General features: G+C 43.8%; 19 protein-coding genes. 7 read left to right on the plus strand and 12 right to left on the minus strand.

From position 1 onward, the window contains the following. Nucleotides 1–92: 92 nt before the first annotated feature. Nucleotides 93–992: a LysR family transcriptional regulator gene (locus ACQEXS_RS09600; protein WP_427013666.1), complete on the minus strand. Its 900-nt coding sequence runs from the start codon at nucleotides 990–992 to the stop codon at nucleotides 93–95. Nucleotides 993–1412: 420 nt separating this feature from the next. On the opposite strand from ACQEXS_RS09600, the gene glpT reads away from it, so the two are divergent. The 3 genes from glpT (at nucleotide 1413) to ACQEXS_RS09615 (ending at nucleotide 4829) form a co-directional block, all read left to right on the plus strand. Further along, nucleotides 1413–2777: a glycerol-3-phosphate transporter gene (gene glpT / locus ACQEXS_RS09605; protein WP_367990142.1), complete on the plus strand. Its 1365-nt coding sequence runs from the start codon at nucleotides 1413–1415 to the stop codon at nucleotides 2775–2777. Between the two features lie 66 nt (nucleotides 2778–2843). Beyond that, nucleotides 2844–3899: a glycerophosphodiester phosphodiesterase gene (gene glpQ, locus ACQEXS_RS09610; RefSeq protein ID WP_427013667.1), complete on the plus strand. Its 1056-nt coding sequence runs from the start codon at nucleotides 2844–2846 to the stop codon at nucleotides 3897–3899. Between the two features lie 249 nt (nucleotides 3900–4148). Further along, nucleotides 4149–4829, plus strand: coding sequence for an outer membrane beta-barrel protein (locus tag ACQEXS_RS09615; RefSeq protein ID WP_427013668.1), 681 nt, complete (start codon nucleotides 4149–4151; stop codon nucleotides 4827–4829). Nucleotides 4830–4880: 51 nt separating this feature from the next. Here the strand turns inward: ACQEXS_RS09615 and ACQEXS_RS09620 are convergent, their stop codons facing one another. The 7 genes from ACQEXS_RS09620 to rbsD all read right to left on the minus strand — a co-directional run bounded on the left by ACQEXS_RS09620 (nucleotide 4881) and on the right by rbsD (nucleotide 11519). Beyond that, on the minus strand, nucleotides 4881–5543 hold the full coding sequence (locus ACQEXS_RS09620) for an SDR family NAD(P)-dependent oxidoreductase (protein WP_427013669.1): 663 nt from the start codon (nucleotides 5541–5543) through the stop codon (nucleotides 4881–4883). Nucleotides 5544–5563: 20 nt separating this feature from the next. Beyond that, entirely contained in the window at nucleotides 5564–6574 is a 1011-nt protein-coding gene (locus ACQEXS_RS09625; protein ID WP_427013670.1) for a substrate-binding domain-containing protein, read from the minus strand. Nucleotides 6575–6587: 13 nt separating this feature from the next. After that, on the minus strand, nucleotides 6588–7505 hold the full coding sequence (gene rbsK / locus ACQEXS_RS09630) for a ribokinase (protein ID WP_427010627.1): 918 nt from the start codon (nucleotides 7503–7505) through the stop codon (nucleotides 6588–6590). A 147-nt stretch (nucleotides 7506–7652) separates the two neighbouring features. Further along, entirely contained in the window at nucleotides 7653–8531 is an 879-nt protein-coding gene (rbsB, locus tag ACQEXS_RS09635) for a ribose ABC transporter substrate-binding protein RbsB (protein ID WP_367990148.1), read from the minus strand. A gap of 58 nt (nucleotides 8532–8589) precedes the next feature. Further along, nucleotides 8590–9573 (minus strand): ribose ABC transporter permease, encoded by a 984-nt coding sequence (rbsC, locus tag ACQEXS_RS09640; protein WP_367990149.1) that lies wholly within the window; start codon nucleotides 9571–9573, stop codon nucleotides 8590–8592. Further along, nucleotides 9570–11075: a ribose ABC transporter ATP-binding protein RbsA gene (gene rbsA / locus ACQEXS_RS09645; RefSeq protein WP_427013671.1), complete on the minus strand. Its 1506-nt coding sequence runs from the start codon at nucleotides 11073–11075 to the stop codon at nucleotides 9570–9572. The genes rbsC and rbsA overlap by 4 nt, the downstream gene beginning before the upstream one ends. 24 nt (nucleotides 11076–11099) lie before the next feature. Next, entirely contained in the window at nucleotides 11100–11519 is a 420-nt protein-coding gene (gene rbsD / locus ACQEXS_RS09650) for a D-ribose pyranase (RefSeq protein WP_367990151.1), read from the minus strand. 298 nt (nucleotides 11520–11817) lie between these two features. On the opposite strand from rbsD, the gene ACQEXS_RS09655 reads away from it, so the two are divergent. Then, the gene (locus tag ACQEXS_RS09655; RefSeq protein ID WP_367990152.1) at nucleotides 11818–11973 is read left to right on the plus strand and encodes a DUF3012 domain-containing protein; all 156 of its coding nucleotides are present in this window, start codon (nucleotides 11818–11820) and stop codon (nucleotides 11971–11973) included. Nucleotides 11974–12086: 113 nt separating this feature from the next. Here ACQEXS_RS09655 and ACQEXS_RS09660 read toward each other — a convergent pair whose 3' ends face one another. After that, nucleotides 12087–12527: a GNAT family N-acetyltransferase gene (locus ACQEXS_RS09660; RefSeq protein WP_427013672.1), complete on the minus strand. Its 441-nt coding sequence runs from the start codon at nucleotides 12525–12527 to the stop codon at nucleotides 12087–12089. 298 nt (nucleotides 12528–12825) lie between these two features. On the opposite strand from ACQEXS_RS09660, the gene ACQEXS_RS09665 reads away from it, so the two are divergent. Then, nucleotides 12826–13374: a hypothetical protein gene (locus ACQEXS_RS09665; RefSeq protein ID WP_367990155.1), complete on the plus strand. Its 549-nt coding sequence runs from the start codon at nucleotides 12826–12828 to the stop codon at nucleotides 13372–13374. A gap of 61 nt (nucleotides 13375–13435) precedes the next feature. Here ACQEXS_RS09665 and ACQEXS_RS09670 read toward each other — a convergent pair whose 3' ends face one another. The 3 genes from ACQEXS_RS09670 to ACQEXS_RS09680 form a co-directional block, all read right to left on the minus strand. Next, on the minus strand, nucleotides 13436–14209 hold the full coding sequence (locus ACQEXS_RS09670; protein WP_427013673.1) for a substrate-binding periplasmic protein: 774 nt from the start codon (nucleotides 14207–14209) through the stop codon (nucleotides 13436–13438). Nucleotides 14210–14317: 108 nt separating this feature from the next. Continuing rightward, a complete protein-coding gene (locus ACQEXS_RS09675; protein WP_427010630.1) occupies nucleotides 14318–14599 on the minus strand; it encodes a hypothetical protein in 282 nt (93 codons plus the stop codon). A gap of 92 nt (nucleotides 14600–14691) precedes the next feature. Continuing rightward, complete coding sequence (locus ACQEXS_RS09680; RefSeq protein ID WP_427013674.1) at nucleotides 14692–15534, minus strand: DMT family transporter; 843 nt, start codon at nucleotides 15532–15534, stop codon at nucleotides 14692–14694. Nucleotides 15535–15709: 175 nt separating this feature from the next. Between ACQEXS_RS09680 and ACQEXS_RS09685 the strand changes: the two genes are divergently transcribed. Then, on the plus strand, nucleotides 15710–16246 hold the full coding sequence (locus ACQEXS_RS09685; protein WP_427013675.1) for a DUF924 family protein: 537 nt from the start codon (nucleotides 15710–15712) through the stop codon (nucleotides 16244–16246). Then, a complete protein-coding gene (locus ACQEXS_RS09690) occupies nucleotides 16247–16555 on the plus strand; it encodes a cupin domain-containing protein (RefSeq protein WP_427013676.1) in 309 nt (102 codons plus the stop codon). Nucleotides 16556–16566: the final 11 nt, after the last annotated feature.

The raw sequence follows: 16566 nt of genomic DNA on the forward strand, positions 1-16566 counted from the left end.
TGTCACAAAAATAAAAAAGGTAAACTTCTCAAAAATGAGAAGTATTTTTTTGATTGTTAATGACTTGTTTTAAATGCAGTCTGGATATGCAATTACTTTGTCTGAACTGAGTTCACGTTTTCAAAATAGCTCTTTAATGCATTAACGACCTCAACCACTCGTTTTGGCAGAATTCGACCGACAGTTAATGCCTGAATATCTAAAACTGGCCACTCATAGTCCGCCATAACAGGCTTTAATACACCTTCTGTTATATGCTCACGAATTAAGTCTATTGGCAGCAATGCAAGGCCATAACCATTGGTAGCAAACGATCGAATAACTAAGACATTATTGCTGACCATTTTCATCTTTGGTTTGATTCGGTATGACTTACCAGTTTTGTCAAGAAACTGGAGCTCAGCGAGATCATCGGCATGACGTAGCAAATGATGATTTTTGAGATCTTCCGCATTTTTAGGCTCGCCATATTCTTCAAGGTAATCTGGAGAAGCGCACAAGGCCATACGAAGCTTACCTAACGGCCGGTAAACTAAGTTGTTATCACTGATCTTTCCTACACGAATAGCAATATCAATATTGTTCGTGTAAATATCCGTAAGTTGATATTCGGAGATCACATTGACAGTCAATTTTGGGTTATTAGCAAATAACTCTTTCAGAGCATGGGCTAATAATTCTTGCCCAATGCCTTCAGGACAAGAAATCCGCACATCGCCTTGTACAACAACTTTATTCTCTGTCAGTTTTCGTTCCAAATCATTATAGTGAAGGCGCATTTCGTCATAACCTTTCCATAATATTTGTCCCGCCTCAGTCAGCGAATTTCCTCTCGTAGAACGATATAACAATGTCATTCCTAAAGAGTTTTCTAAGTAACTAATATTTTGACTCACAGCGGAAGGTGTCATCCCTAAATGTTTTGCCGCTGCTGTCATACTCCCCGTTTCTACAACTGTAGAAAAAATGTGGTAACGTTTTATATTTTCCATTATAAGCCCAACAATTTGACGTCGGTTCCAAAATCACCGTATTAAGTCGCTGTATTTTATAAATATTGTTTTGAAGTATTAAAAGATTACATAAATAGCTCTTAATGTGTATTAACTCTCTCTTAAAAGACTTTTTAGGCCTTATTTCTCTGTATTAACCTCCTCATTTAATTTAATAACATTACGTACGCTCGTTATTCTTCTCAATCGAAAATTAACAACCATTAACAACAAACAAAAACAGGCTCAAAAATGAGTCATTTCTTATCAAAATCTTAGCCTTAGCATAAGGCCTTAATGTTTCTGTAACATTTATCACAGAAAAACATTTTCGTTTTAATACAATACCGCTCGCATAACGAAAGATTTCGAACGTTCATTCGAAACAAAAATACATACATAACTCCATAAGAGGCTCTTATGCTAGGTATATTTAAACCAAAGGCTCATATTGATCGACTCTCCGAAAGCGTGATTGACAGCACTTACCGCCGATTACGTTGGCAATTATTTGCTGGCATCTTCATTGGTTACGCTGGCTACTATCTGGTTCGTAAGAATTTTAGTTTGGCGATGCCCTACTTAATTGAACAAGGCTTTAGCCGAGGAGATCTAGGGGTAGCACTGGCTGCCGTTTCTATTGCGTACGGACTGTCTAAGTTCTTAATGGGCAGCGTTTCCGACCGTTCAAACCCGAGATATTTCTTGAGCGCTGGCCTTCTGATGTCAGCACTGGTTATGTTCTGCTTTGGTTTTATGCCGTGGGCAACCGGAAGCATTACTGCCATGTTCATTCTGTTATTCCTCAATGGCTGGTTTCAAGGAATGGGATGGCCCGCTTGTGGACGAACTATGGTGCACTGGTGGTCCCGTAAAGAAAGGGGTGAGATCGTCTCCGTCTGGAATGTTGCACACAACGTCGGTGGCGGCTTAATTGGTCCTATGTTCCTACTTGGCTTATGGGCTTTTAACGATGACTGGCGTACCGCATTTTATGTTCCCGCATTTTTTGCCACTCTCGTTGCCATTTTTATCTGGTTAACCATGCGTGATACTCCACAATCCTGTGGTTTACCACCGATTGAAGAATACAAACACGATTACCCAGATGACTACGATAAGTCCCATGAACAAGAGATGACGGCTAAAGAAATCTTCTTTAAATACGTTTTCAATAATAAATTGCTTTGGTCGATCGCTATTGCCAACGCTTTCGTTTACCTGATCCGCTACGGTGTACTCGATTGGGCTCCGGTATACTTAAAAGAAGCCAAAGAATTTACCGTGGATAAATCTTCATGGGCTTATTTCTTATACGAGTGGGCGGGCATTCCTGGCACGCTCTTGTGTGGTTGGATCTCGGACAAACTGTTCAAGGGGCGCCGTGCTCCCGCGGGCATTCTATTTATGGTACTCGTTACGCTTGCAGTGCTTGTGTATTGGTTTAACCCAGCAGGTAATCCAGCAGTGGATATGGCGGCTTTGGTTGCAATCGGATTCCTAATTTACGGTCCAGTGATGCTGATTGGCCTGTACGCACTTGAGCTTGCACCGAAAAAAGCAGCGGGTACGGCGGCTGGCTTAACCGGCCTATTTGGTTACTTAGGTGGCGCGGTCGCTGCAAATGCAATTTTGGGCTATACCGTTGATCACTTCGGTTGGGATGGTGGTTTTATCATTCTGGTTGGTTCTTGTATTACATCTATCGTGTGTCTGACTTATGCCTTCCTTGGCGAACGAGCTCACCACGAACGTAAGCAAAAAGAAAAAGAAGCACTTGCATAAAATCTGTCGTAATAACGTCATAAATTGATGGCAGCCTTTGGACTGCTATCTGATAAGGAATAAATCATGAAAACTGTTACTTTTTGTGCATCCGTTATTGCACTCAGCTTGTCCGCCAATGCATTCGCCAAACCACTCGTCGTCGCACACCGCGGTGCTTCAGCTTACCTACCCGAACATACACTGGAAGCCAAAGCACTTGCCTATGCGATGAAGCCGGATTACATCGAACAAGATGTTGTCATGACCAAAGATGATCGCTTGGTTGTTTTACATGATCACTACCTAGACCGCGTGACTGACGTTGCTGAGCGATACCCAAACAGAGCAAGAAAAGACGGTCGCTACTATGCAATTGACTTTACGCTTGCCGAAATCAAAACCTTAAAGGTCACCGAAGGATTTAAGCTGGATAATGCAGGGAACAAGGTTGCTGGCTACCCAACTCGCTTCCCTATGTGGAAAGGTGATTTTACCGTTCCAACTCTGGAAGAGGAGATAGAGCTCATCCAAGGTTTAAACAAAACATTGGGCTACGACATTGGTATTTACCCAGAAATAAAAGCACCTTGGTTCCACCGCCATGAAGGAAAAGACATCAGTAGCGCCGTGCTAAAAGTACTGAAACAATATGGCTACGACAGCAAGGACGATAAAGTCTACCTTCAGTGCTTTGATCCAAATGAATTAAAACGAATCAACGATGAGCTGATGCCATCAATGAATATGGACGTAAAATTAGTTCAGTTAGTCGCTTATACCGACTGGAACGAAACCATGGTATACCAAGGTGAAAAAGCCACACCTTACAGTTACGACTGGATGTTTGAGCCCGGCGCAATGAAAAAAGTGGCGGAATATGCAGAAGGACTAGGCCCTTGGAAGCCAATGTTGGTGGATGACAAATCAACCAAAGGCAATATTATCATCAAGCCTTTAATGAAAGAAGCAAAAATGGCCGGGCTTGAAGTTCACCCTTATACATTCCGTGCCGATCCAGGGCGTATCGCACCATACGCAGAGAACTTTGAAGACATGCTGGACATTTTCTACAACCAAGTGAAGGTTGATGGATTATTCACCGACTTCCCAGATAAAGCCGTCGAGTTTCTAAATCACTAACCTTCAAATCCCCTATGAAAGGTGGCGTTGATGCCACCTTTTTCTTTCCCCTAACGTTATTGTTTCCATACGACAAAACTGTTTTGCCGCTCAAGACGTTGGCAACCAATCTTTGATTTATATAATTCGGTACGAAATATAATTACGGACAATTAATTCAATTTGCGCGTTGTTACCCAGATGGACAACCGCATCAAACATAACGGAATGGATTGCTGACACAACAATAATACGTAATAGACTTAATCAATGAAATTGACAATAAAATCTCTTGCTGCAACCACGCTTTTACTTGCTCCTTTTGCCCAAGCAAATCATTTTTACATCGGATTAGAAACGACAGGCTCGGTGATTGATTATAAATCTTCAGACTACGCCATCGACGGCCAAAATTATGATGTAGATAAATCTGCATTTGGTCTTGGTGCGACGTTAGGGTATCGATATAGCCAGTGGCTGTCTTTGGAAGCAGGTGCAAGTTATACATACTCAAACCCTATTACAGAGACCATTTATAATACGGTGACATTGGGTAGCACAAGTGTGAGAACACGTAATTTCTTGGATTTAGAGGCCAATATTTATTCGTTCTCACTTGCACCCAAGTTCACGCTACCTTTGAATACCAAGTTAAACCTGTTCGCTAAGCCTTCTATCCATTACACCATTACCGATGCTGATGTGTACTACAGTGGTTCACGCAGCATTTATGACAGCGGATTATTCCTAGACAGTGACAGCAAAAGTACAAATGCAAGTAATAAAGAAAAATACGTTCATGGTGCCGTTGAGCTGGGTACGGATTTCAACATAACTAAGAATTTTGGAATGAAGTTTTCTTACCAATACCTATTTGATGGGGTTCAGTTCAGCAGTGACGAGAAGCTGGATCAGCAAACATTCAAAGTCGGCGTATTCTGGTTTATGTAAATACAAAAAGGATGGCATGCGCCATCCTTTTTTCTGCCAAGCTTTTATACACTATTGTCGATTAATGGTGATATCAGACACATACCCATGTTCGGTTGATGGCATCGCCTGTTTAAGCATGGTGGCCGCCTCTTCTCCTGTCATAAATGAAGAGGTATCCATATCCGTACCGCTAGTTACCCAAAACTCCGTTGCCATCCCACCCGGATATACACCAACTAATTTCATGGGTTTTCCTTTCAGCTCGATACGAAGCGATTCCAGCAATCCACGCACGCCCCACTTCACTGCGCAATAAGTGGATTCATTTGCTTTCGCGACTTGTGCTGCGGTAGACATGACCACCGTCACTGTGACTGATTGGTTTTGATAACGGTTAACTAAAGCTTTTAAAAACAACATGGTGGACGTAAGGTTATTTTCCACTAACTGAGTCAATGATTCTGCTGATTGTGTTTCAATCGGGCCAAAGCAACCACTTCCGGCACAATGGAAGATCATCTTTGGCGTTTCAGGCAGCGTATCGAGCAGTTGAACAATCTGGTTTTCGTCCATTAAATCCGCTACCGAAGTGGTCACATCACCAGACAGAGTCTGAGCTAACGCCGCTAATTTAGCTTCACTCCGCCCGCTGAGTAATACAGGGCTTTCTTCGCAATAGAGCTTAGCCAATGCAGAGCCTAGTCCCCCTGTTGCTCCCGTAATTAAAATCATAATGGTTCCTTCAGTATGGTCTATTGATGGTGCTGGGCAACACTTTTGCGTTCCACCAACGTGGGCTCCAGCTGCACGATTTGCGGCTCAGATGTCACTTTATTTAGTTTGTTCAATAACGTTTCTACGGCCGCTTGACCCAAACGATATTTAGGCTGGTGAATGGTGGTGAGTGACGGAGTCATGAACTTGGCAATATGGATATCATCGTAACCGATAAGAGAAAGCTCATCAGGAATCTTTATACCCTTTTCGTTCGCCGCATTAATCACCCCCATCGCCATCATGTCATTACACACAAAAATGGCACTCGGTAGCGGGCCTGCTTGATGCATTTTATTAAACGCTTCGTAGCCACCTTCACATTCGAAATCCGCTTCGACAATCCAGCGTGAGGCGAACTCAAGTCCCGCCTCGTTAATTGCTCGCTTATAGCCTTCGTAACGCATTTGAGCTTGGTGTTTAATCAAAGGCCCTGCGATACAACCAATGTCTCGATGTCCTGCTTCAATCAGATGCTTGGTCGCAAGGTATCCTCCACGAAGTGAATTGTCTTGGATCTTATCGCTGGTAAACAGCATCGGCCCCCAATCCATCACCACAACAGGCAGACTAGTGTACTTTTCAAAGACATCAAGTCGCTCACCTTCCAAAGACGAACACATCAAGATCAAGCCATCAACTCGCTTTTGCAATAAGGTATTAATCGAGGCTTTCATCCGCTCATTGTCACCTTCTGTGTTACATAAGATAAGGTTGTAGCCTTTTTGATAGCAGCTGCGTTCAACCCCTTTCACCACTTCACCAAAAAATGGGTTGGTCGAGGTAGTCACAAGCATACCAATGGTTTGAGTTCGATTGACTTTTAAGCTTCGAGCGATAGCGGATGGGGCAAAGTAGTTGAGTTCTTTAGCTGCGTTATTCACCCGTTCTGAAATTTCTTCACTAACAAAACGGGTTTTATTGATGACATGGCTAACCGTTGAGGTAGAAACTCCGGCGAGTTTCGCAATATCTTTCATTGTTGCCATGTCATTCTCCTAATTATTGACTAGCAAGAAAGCGATCCACTTCCTCCCGTTTTGGTATCGACGTTTGTGCTCCAAAACGTGTTACGCTGATCGCAGCCGCTGCATGAGCAAACTGAATAGCTGATTTTAGTGGCTTCTCTTCTAATAAACCAGTGAGCAATGCCCCATTAAACGTATCTCCTGCCGCTGTTGTATCCGTGGCTTCCACTCTAAAGCCCGGAATGATCTCGCCCACTCCGTTCTCACTTAACCAAACACCTTGTGCACCTAGTGTAATAAGGACCGTCTCCACCCCTTTCGCATGCAGAATATTAGCTGCTTCCTGAGCCGAGTCGTGATCAGAGACCGCCACACCAGTAAGCACTTCCGCTTCCGTTTCATTTGGCGTGATCACATCAACACACGCGAGCAGCTCATCACTCAATGGTTTCGCTGGGGCAGGATTTAAAATCACTTTAGTCGCCGAGAGCGCCGCTTCTTTTGCTGCTGCTTCAACACCACAAGTCGGTGTTTCTAGCTGCATGAGTAAGTAGTTGGCTTGACGAATTTTTTCTAAATCCGGCTCAATCGCTTCCGCGGTTAACTTCGCATTCGCCTCTGCCGAGATACAAATGCTATTTTCGCCACTTTCTGCCACTTGGATCATCGCAATACCAGTGGGACAATTGGGCTGCATTTTTACCCCTGAGATGTTGATACCGTCAAGCTTGAAGCTTTCACGGATATTAATACCAAACGCATCATCGCCGACACATGCTACAAACCCAACATCAGCACCTAATCGTGCCGCAGCAACCGCTTGATTTGCTCCTTTCCCACCGGGAATAACCTGATAGCCATGACCATGTAACGTCTCGCCCGGGCGAGGAAATGAAGGCACTTTTAAAACATGGTCAGCATTAACACTACCTAACACCACTAACTTACTCATAAGGTAATCCTCGGTTCTTAGCGAACCTTTATACAAACGTTGGAACAGATAGCTTTGGACTTTGCCAAAACACAAAGCTATCTACTCTGTGAAGAAAGCCCTCCTCCCAACAAACGACAGGAGAAAAATGAAAGGAGGGCATAAAACTTATTTGGTGATCACTTTAAGTGGCACAGGAATGTACTCTTCAACCGATTCGCCTTTAAGTACTTTGTCCGCCGTTTCAACACCGAGCGCACCAATCATGTCTGGCTGCTGAGCTACTGTCGCTGCAAGCTTGCCTCGATTAACCGCAGCAATGCCGTCATCAGTTCCATCAAAGCCAACGATCATGACATCTTTACCAGATGCTTGAACCGCACGTAACGCGCCGAGCGCCATTTCATCGTTTTGCGCGAATACCGCTTGCACATCTGGGTTAGCGGCAAGCAAGTTCTCCATTACGTTCAAACCTTTCGTACGGTCAAAGTCTGCAGGTTGGCTAGCCAGTAATTCCATCTTGCTGCCTTTAACGGCATTCATGAAACCTTCACCACGCTCACGTGCAGCCGATGTACCTGCAATGCCTTCAAGCTGAATAACTTTCGCCTTCTCACCTACTTTTTCCACAATGTAGTGACCCGCCATTTCACCGCCAACAATGTTGTCAGAAGCAATGTGACTCACAACATCACCACGGCTCGCGCCACGGTCTAGCGTCAGTACAGGGATTTTCGAGCGGTTTGCCATGCGAATAGCATTGGATACTGCGTCGGAGTCTGTTGGGTTAATCAAAATGGCTTTAACACCACGGATGGTTAAATCTTCAATATTGGAAAGCTCTTTACTTGGATCGTTTTGCGAGTCCAGAACAATCAAGTTGTAGCCCAGCTCTTTTGCTTTTGCTTCCGCGCCATCTTTCATGGTGACAAAAAATGGGTTATTCAACGTGGATACCACGATGGCCATTGTGTCTTGCGCTTGCGCAGCAACAGACATGGTGGAAGAAAGCAGTGCAGCAGAAATAAGAGTTGCCAGTTTTTTCATCGTTATCGTCCTTTGTTTAAGTGAGCCAGTGCTTAGCAACTGGCTCTATTGTTATGGTTTACTTGTTTTTGTTGTCTACCAGTACCGCCAGCAAAATCACCACTGCTTTTGCTATCATCTGATAGTAAGAAGAAACATCTAGAAGGTTTAAGGCGTTATTAAGGAAGCCAATAATCAGTGCGCCGATTAATGTTCCCATAATACGGCCCTTACCTCCCATTAGACTGGTGCCACCGAGTACCACCGCAGCAATCGCATCGAGCTCGTATCCCATACCAGCCGTTGGCTGAGCAGAAGAAAGTCGCGAAGTCACGATGATGCCAGCCAAAGCCGCTAACAAACCGCAAATGGCATAGACACCGATTTTTACACGGTCAACATTGATACCCGACAAGCGAGTCGCTGACTCATTACCACCCAGTGCATAGACATAGCGGCCAAAGCGAGTGTGGTTTAGTAAATACCAAGCAGCAGCAAATACGACGACCATAAGCCAAACAGGAACAGGGATACCTAGCGCATAACCCGTACCAAACCATGCAAACGCATCAGCCGTATCAGTAAAGCCAGTTGAGATAGGTCGACCATCGGTATAAACCATGGTGACACCACGTAATAACGTCATTGTAACCAGTGTCGCAATGAAGGCTTGAACCTTGCCTTTCGCGATGATTATGCCGCTGATCGCTCCCAATGCTGCACCTGCAAGTAACGCAGTCGGTACCGCAATCAAAACCGGAACTTCCATTGCGATTAAACTGGCTGCAAACGCACCACATAACGCCAGTACGGAACCGACACTTAAGTCGATACCCGCAGTGAGTATTACTAACGTCATACCCACCGCAATGATTGCATTAACGGAAGTTTGACGAAGAATATTGAGAATGTTGTCGACGGTAAAAAAGTTAGGGTTTAAAAACGACACAACAACAATTAAAAATAGTAATGCAATCAGTGATTTTTGTTCAATCAACCACTCTTTGCTAAACAGCGTTTTTGTACTGTTTTCAGTTGGTTTGCTCATGGTCTTGGTACTCATGCTGCTTCCTCGTTAATCTTTTTGCCTACTGCGCACGCCAATAGTTTTTCTTGATCGGCGTCTTTGGCATCAAACTCACCACTAATACGGCCTTCATGCATAACCAGAATGCGGTCGCTCATTCCCAGAACTTCTGGCATCTCTGAGGAAACCAGTATGATGCTCATGCCGTCTGCTTTAAATTTGTTGATGAGTTGATAAATCTCTTTCTTTGCCCCAACGTCAACGCCACGAGTGGGCTCATCGAGGATCAATACTTTTGGTTTGGTCATTAACCCTTTCGCAATCGCTACTTTTTGCTGGTTACCACCCGATAAATTGCCAATGATCTGATCGCGAGTTGGCGTTTTAATGTTAAATAGCTTGATAAAGTCTTCGACTGCGGTCACTTCGTCGTAATGACGAATCTGAACACCCTTAGTCAGTTTATCCAACGCGCAAAGAGACATGTTTTCTTTAACCGACAACCCGAGCACTAAGCCATCCCCTTTACGATCTTCTGAGATGTACGCAATACCATTTGCTAAGCCATCTTGCGGACTCACAGGGTTAATGGTTTTGTTGTTTAGGTTAATGACCCCCCGTTTGCTGGGGAGTGCGCCATAGATAACCTTCATCAGCTCAGTGCGCCCAGCTCCCATCAGGCCAGAAACACCTAAGATCTCGCCGCGTTTCAAGGTAAAACTGACATCATGCACACCCGCTCCCGTTAAACCGATGACTTCAAGGCAAGTGTCACCATGTCTAACATCAATCCGTGGGTATTGTTCTTCCAACTTTCGCCCAACCATCATTTCGATCAGGCCGTCTTCATTGGTGTATGCAACTTGACACTCACCGATGAATTTACCGTCGCGAAGCACCGTAATGTCATCACAAATTTGGAAAATCTCTTTCAGACGGTGGGAGATATAAACAATGCCGCACCCTTCATCACGTAGCTCATTGATCACCTTGAACAAAGATTCGGTTTCGGTGTCAGTAAGTGCATCGGTTGGTTCATCCATGATGATGACTTTAGATTCAAAAGAGAGAGCTTTTGCAATCTCAACCATTTGTTGTTCACCAAGGCTCAAATCGCCAAGCAAAGTTCTGGAGCTGTGTTTAACATTCAGCCTCGCCAGCAACTTGTCGGCTTCTTGATACATTCGGCCCCATTGGATTGAACCCAATGCACCAGTAAACTCTCGGCCTAGGAAGATATTTTCTGCAATAGTCAACTCTGGGATAAGGTTTAGTTCTTGGTGGATAATACTAATACCCGCTTGTTGGGAATCTCTTGGTCCCTTAAAGGCTGCTGGTTGTCCTTGATAATGAATTGAACCAGCGTCTAAGCTATATATCCCCGTCAACACCTTCATTAATGTTGATTTACCTGCCCCGTTTTCCCCCATCAAGGCCATCACCTTTCCTGGGTACACGTTCAAGCATGCTTTATCCAGAGCTTTAACTCCGGGAAAAGCTTTTTCAATATCACTGAGTTGCAAAATCGCTTCAGTCATAATCCGTCCTCAACCTTTAATGGGTTAAAACACCACACCAGCTTTGAAAATAACGTTCGCATAAGGTGTGAATTCCCCAGTACGAATAATCGCTCGGCTTTGCTGGGTTCGAGTTTTAAACTCTTCATGAGAAACATAGTCGATGCTGATTTTCCTGCCTGACTGTCGCTGCTCTTCTTCTAATTCGTTGAGCAACCAAACATGATGCTCTGGGCTAACGTCAGCAAACTCTTTTGCCATAATCACCCCTTCAATTTGAGATTCCGAGAGCCAAACACGCACGGTCTCAATAAAGCTGGGCGTGCCTCGAGTCAGGGCTAAATCAACACGTTGCACTTCCTCAGGAATCGGCAGGCCTGCGTCACAAATGGTGACTTCATCCGTATGGCCCAAGGTCGCCACCAAATAAGAAAGTTCAGAATTTATCAGGGTACTTTTTTTCATTTTTCATCTCTCAGACACGTTACGCCGACAGTGAGCATTCTTAACTACATTAGTGATAAAATACTCATCGAAACGTTTCGATGGAATCATAATTGGTCTCATCAGATTTGCGAGGTAGTTAAAGTTATTGTGTGATTGGGATCCTTGAACAAGAGGTTTTCAAAATAGAAAAAGAGAATTTGATCACGGTAACAAAGTTGCGACATAAGTAAAAAATCAGGCATTCTTTACATATCGGTTAAGTAAAAGCCGTTATACTCGCGACCTTTTCGGTCTCAGAATTTTGAAGGAGCACAATGTGAAAAAAATCGCACTACTACTATTTTTAGCGACTCAACTGATGGCATGTACAGAAGTCGGCAGTGAAGAATGGTGTAAAGATATGCAGGAAAAACCAAAAGGTGACTGGACAGCCAACGAAGCAAAAGACTTTGCTAAGCACTGCATTTTCTAAGTGAGTGATACACTGGCTCGCGAGATGCGTATATCGCTCAAGCGAACAGCGAGTTAAGTGTGTGAGAGGTTTCTCGCCTAGAGCTCTAAGCAAAACCTCTCAATAACTCTTCATCAGACACTCGGCTCTCGCTTCATATAAACAAAGGCATCATCTTCGGAATTCTTTGAAAACCCAAATTGTTGATATAACTTTGCTACGCGATTGCCTTGCAAGTAACACAGTGTTGTCGGTACGCCTAAGCGATCGGCTTCGGTTAATAGCTGACTCAAAACATCACTGCCCAAGCCTATTCCCTGATATTCAGGCAGTATGAAGAAGCGTCCTAAGTAGCACTGCTCTTCGCTAATTTTCCATAAGTAGCTGCCTACAGCTTTTCCTTCAACCTCAATGATCGTTGGCCTATCTTCCTGCCACTCTCTTGCATGGATAACGCGTTGATCTTGTTCGTTCCACCCAAATACCTGCTCTATCACAGGAAACTCCGCCGCCTTTTTCAATTCAAAAAGAAATGAATAATCCGATACCTTCGCCGGACGCACTGTGTACTTCATTGTGCTCACTTTTTCAGCCCCAATATTAACGATGCACTAAGCCGCATATAAAAACATAGACAATACTCATTTTTAAAAGCTAACCCTATGTAACACAAGACTCGAATATGAAAATTTTGCGTTTTTATGACTAAATTGAGCTGGCGACATTTTATTCTTTACCCTAGAATGTGCGGCATAAGTCTATATATTTTTCTCAAACTCAGTTTTCCTTGTGTTGCCAATGCCTTAACGCTTCTTTTCAGGTTTTGAGCACTTCAAGGAAGTGTGTGTAATTGTTTATTTAGCGTATTCACCGATGGAACAAGACAAATTTATCAATGTGTACCGCATACCAACGGGTTTTCAAATCCGCATCGGTAAGTGGCAACAAACATTCAAAGGCACGTCTGATCTTGTCCTGCACCGCGTGCTGGAAACTCGCAATCAGCGTTATCGTAAAACCGATTACTTTCCCGCAGGTTGGTGTGTTAAGCCGTTTGAGAAAGATGACTTCTCCATTACCCATCACGGTAATTATATCCAAACGGCAATGCGGACTATGCTGGATCGTAAAGTCTCTTATAAACGTGTTTATCTATCGCGCTTAGCATTAGAAAAGGCGGAGCCAGCACTGCAAGCATTCAAGCAAGAGTGGATTCAAAAACACAACCGAGTTGCAAAAAAGTATAACCAAATCAAAAAGAAACAGATGATGCGTTATGCTAATGAAGAACTGGAAACCATCTACCCTTCAATCCCTAAAGGGGAGTTTGACCGCAAACTGTGGAACAAATTGGTGATTTCAGAGCTGGGCTCACCAAAGAAATTTGATAACCCATATTTCGTGAAGAAAGCGGTGTTTTAAACCTTAATCAAACGTTAAATAGCCCTTATCGGGCTGTTTTTGTTTATTCCATATAATATCTCTAACGATATTTGAAAATGATACTGTCGTAGAGAGAGACCCCCTCTTCCGTCATGGTTGTCTTCATTTCATCAAGCGCTTGTTGCAGCTCATCCAACAAAGGTTGTGGGATGTGTTTATTAAACGCATAGTAAACTTCCCCTTCTCTTAAGGTGTACACCGCCTCAAATAAGCTGCTTTCCACACCAACTTGTTTTGCCCACCAATACGCTGCTTTTTCATCATAAGCTAAAAGATCAATGCGCTTTTTCATCAATTGCTCAGCCAAGGTTGTAACATACGACGCTTCTTGCATGGCGTCCCGGGGAATTCCCATGGCTAGTAAGGACTGCTCTCCAATATCATCCCGAATGACACCAATGGTGTAATTGGCCATTTCCATTGGATCATTGATTTTTATATTGGCGTCTTTGCGGGCAAGAACAACAACTTTAATATCACTAATTGGACCAACCCAATTGAACAAGTTTTCACGATGTTCAGTTCGAGTCGTGGAGAAAAGAACCGCATCTTTTTGCGTCAATGTCGCTCGATAAGACCGTGCCCATGGCCCAACATGAATCTGTTCCATCTTCACTTCCTGCCCCATCATCTGGCTGGCAGACAGCAAAATATCGACGGCAAATCCCTGAAGCTTTCCATCAAGCGTAAAATTAGCTGGCGGATACTCTTCGGTATTAAAGCGTAAGTCAGATAAACTGTTGACCGCAGCATGCGCATTAGCTGCCACCATCATCAACACGATAGAAAAACCAGTGATACGGACTGTAAACATAGTAGGCTCCACATCCATGTAGCTACTTTAAAGCTAGTCCAGTGGAAGCCCTCCGTATAGAAAAAATTGTACTAAGGCTGAGACATTATTTACTTTGTTAACTCATGCCTAAGCAGACAGTAGATTATTTCTAACCAGTCCTCGCCTCACATTGGTACACAGTTTTCCGAAGCGCCGAATATCATCAAACTGAGGAATGACTCCGCGTGACATCGCAGATTCCCAATAGGTAAGCTCTGAATCCACCAGCTCTAGCAGCTTTTTGGGGCAGCCAATACAGTTTCCCTTCACACCACATACAAATGTTTCAGACTCATATAGCGGCAATTCTGCTTTTACTTGTTGAATAATCAACTGCATGGCGGTCATGCGATCAGGTTTGGGACTCATAATGAAGTAACACGGCAACAACAAAGGGTGGATTATATATCCATATGATGACGATGAATAACCGTATTTTCTGATGCTTAGATTAGACAAATTCAACGCTCAGACTTAACTTTCATGACCACTAAGATGCCTCCTAAGATCAAAATTGAAGCTATGACGGCTTGTAGAGAAAGCTCTTCTCCTAACCATATTGTGCCAGCAACAAACGCGAGTAGAGGCACTGAGAGCTGCGCGACTGAAGCTTGCAATAATGAAAGCCGTTTTAAGATCCAATACCACAATACGTAGCCACCGCCAGAAGTCACCGCACCAGAAAGCAGTGCAAGCGATAATCCATAGCCACTTAAACCAGACGCAAAGCCAATCCAAGGTAAAATAAACAACATGACAAGACTTGCGCCAACGAACCCTTGAGTAATACCAACCACCGCTGAACTGCTTTTTTGACCTAAAAGCGTAAAAGCTGCCCAACCCAATCCCGAAAGGATCATCATGATGGCTGCGAACAGATCCGGCTGCTGCGCACCAGGCAACATCAAGATAATGAAGCCAACAATAGCGCACAAGCTTCCAAAGCCTTCACGCCATGATAATTTATGGCCTTGCCACAAATAGGCACCGATAAGAGCAAATTGCACCGTCGCAAACAAAATCAAAGCGCCAGCCCCTGCCGCAAGAGCAACATACGCGTAAGAGAAAAAGATCGCATAAACAAAAAGTGCGCAGCCATTCCATAAAGTCATAGACGACTTCAGTACGTGAATTCGCCCTTTCCAAACACCACTTAATACAACAAGCACAAATGCTCCAGAGAACAACCGAATCACGGTAAACGCCCCCGGGTCTATCGCTCCTGATTGTAATGCTAAGCGGCATAAAATAGAGTTTGCCGCAAAAGCCGCCATAGCGACAAACGTGACTAAATAAGTGTGCATTTTCTTTTATTCCTACATAAACGCGATATAAGACCTGTTATATCAATGAAGATATTCAATATTTTTCCCACTTGTTCAGATAATTAGAAGAAACACACCAAACAGACTGACTTTACCTCACTCTCTTTTCCCTCTACTGTAAGTCCATCTAGTCATCATTTATAGAGAGCCTAATATGTACCAACAAGTACTCGAGTTTTGGTTTAAAGAACTTCAGCCTAAAGACTGGTTTGTTACCAACACCGACATTGATCAGCTCATCACAAATCGATTTTCCGAACTCCTTGAACAGGCCTCTAAATGTGAGCTTAGTGGCTGGCGTACAACGCCACATGGTCGACTTGCAGAAGTCATCGTACTTGACCAGTTTTCTCGTAATATTTATCGCAATACGGCTAAAGCTTTCTCTCAAGACCCTCTTGCGCTCGCTCTAGCCCAAGAAGCCATCGCTTCAGGGGCGGAGCAATCACTAAGTACCGTTGAAAAAAGCTTCTTATTTATGCCATTCATGCACAGTGAGTCTCCAATTATTCATGAAAAAGCAGAGTTACTATTTAAGCAACCGGGTATGGAAAATAATTACGACTTTGAGCTAAAACATAAAGTGATCATCGATCGGTTTGGTCGCTACCCTCACCGAAATCAGCTCCTCGGTCGCGAAAGTACAGCAGAAGAAATTGAATTTCTCAAACAACCAGGGTCTAGTTTCTAGATGAACTTGCTCAAGCAACTACCCAGTGATCTTTCCAGTGAAGTGTTTGAAGACTTAATCAAAACAGAACATGTACGCGTTGAACGCATCGTCTCTTTCGGGCACGTAACTGCAGAAGACGAGTGGTACGATCAACCAGAACATGAGTGGGTGGTCGTACTTGAAGGGGCTGGAAGAATTCGTTATGAAGATGGCTCAGAGATCGAGTTAAACGTCGGCGATCATATCAATATTCCCGCCCATACCAAACATCAGGTAAGTTGGACCAAACCAGATGCCATCACCATTTGGTTAGCTGTCTTTTACTAAAGGAGTTTCAC

The organism is Vibrio sp. TRT 17S01 (assembly GCF_050113695.1).
Lineage (GTDB): Bacteria > Pseudomonadota > Gammaproteobacteria > Enterobacterales > Vibrionaceae > Vibrio.

Coding starts and splice junctions, on each gene's coding strand:
- glpT (WP_367990142.1), top strand. CDS start 1,413: ATGCTAGGTATATTTAAACCAAAGGCTCATATTGATCGACTCTCCGAA.
- ACQEXS_RS09685 (WP_427013675.1), top strand. CDS start 15,710: ATGTACCAACAAGTACTCGAGTTTTGGTTTAAAGAACTTCAGCCTAAA.
- ACQEXS_RS09660 (WP_427013672.1), bottom strand. CDS start 12,527: ATGAAGTACACAGTGCGTCCGGCGAAGGTATCGGATTATTCATTTCTT.
- ACQEXS_RS09620 (WP_427013669.1), bottom strand. CDS start 5,543: ATGATTTTAATTACGGGAGCAACAGGGGGACTAGGCTCTGCATTGGCT.
- ACQEXS_RS09690 (WP_427013676.1), top strand. CDS start 16,247: ATGAACTTGCTCAAGCAACTACCCAGTGATCTTTCCAGTGAAGTGTTT.
- rbsK (WP_427010627.1), bottom strand. CDS start 7,505: ATGAGTAAGTTAGTGGTGTTAGGTAGTGTTAATGCTGACCATGTTTTA.
- ACQEXS_RS09625 (WP_427013670.1), bottom strand. CDS start 6,574: ATGGCAACAATGAAAGATATTGCGAAACTCGCCGGAGTTTCTACCTCA.
- rbsC (WP_367990149.1), bottom strand. CDS start 9,573: ATGAGTACCAAGACCATGAGCAAACCAACTGAAAACAGTACAAAAACG.
- ACQEXS_RS09615 (WP_427013668.1), top strand. CDS start 4,149: ATGAAATTGACAATAAAATCTCTTGCTGCAACCACGCTTTTACTTGCT.
- rbsA (WP_427013671.1), bottom strand. CDS start 11,075: ATGACTGAAGCGATTTTGCAACTCAGTGATATTGAAAAAGCTTTTCCC.
- ACQEXS_RS09600 (WP_427013666.1), bottom strand. CDS start 992: ATGGAAAATATAAAACGTTACCACATTTTTTCTACAGTTGTAGAAACG.
- ACQEXS_RS09675 (WP_427010630.1), bottom strand. CDS start 14,599: ATGAGTCCCAAACCTGATCGCATGACCGCCATGCAGTTGATTATTCAA.
- rbsD (WP_367990151.1), bottom strand. CDS start 11,519: ATGAAAAAAAGTACCCTGATAAATTCTGAACTTTCTTATTTGGTGGCG.
- ACQEXS_RS09670 (WP_427013673.1), bottom strand. CDS start 14,209: ATGTTTACAGTCCGTATCACTGGTTTTTCTATCGTGTTGATGATGGTG.
- glpQ (WP_427013667.1), top strand. CDS start 2,844: ATGAAAACTGTTACTTTTTGTGCATCCGTTATTGCACTCAGCTTGTCC.
- rbsB (WP_367990148.1), bottom strand. CDS start 8,531: ATGAAAAAACTGGCAACTCTTATTTCTGCTGCACTGCTTTCTTCCACC.
- ACQEXS_RS09665 (WP_367990155.1), top strand. CDS start 12,826: ATGGAACAAGACAAATTTATCAATGTGTACCGCATACCAACGGGTTTT.
- ACQEXS_RS09680 (WP_427013674.1), bottom strand. CDS start 15,534: ATGCACACTTATTTAGTCACGTTTGTCGCTATGGCGGCTTTTGCGGCA.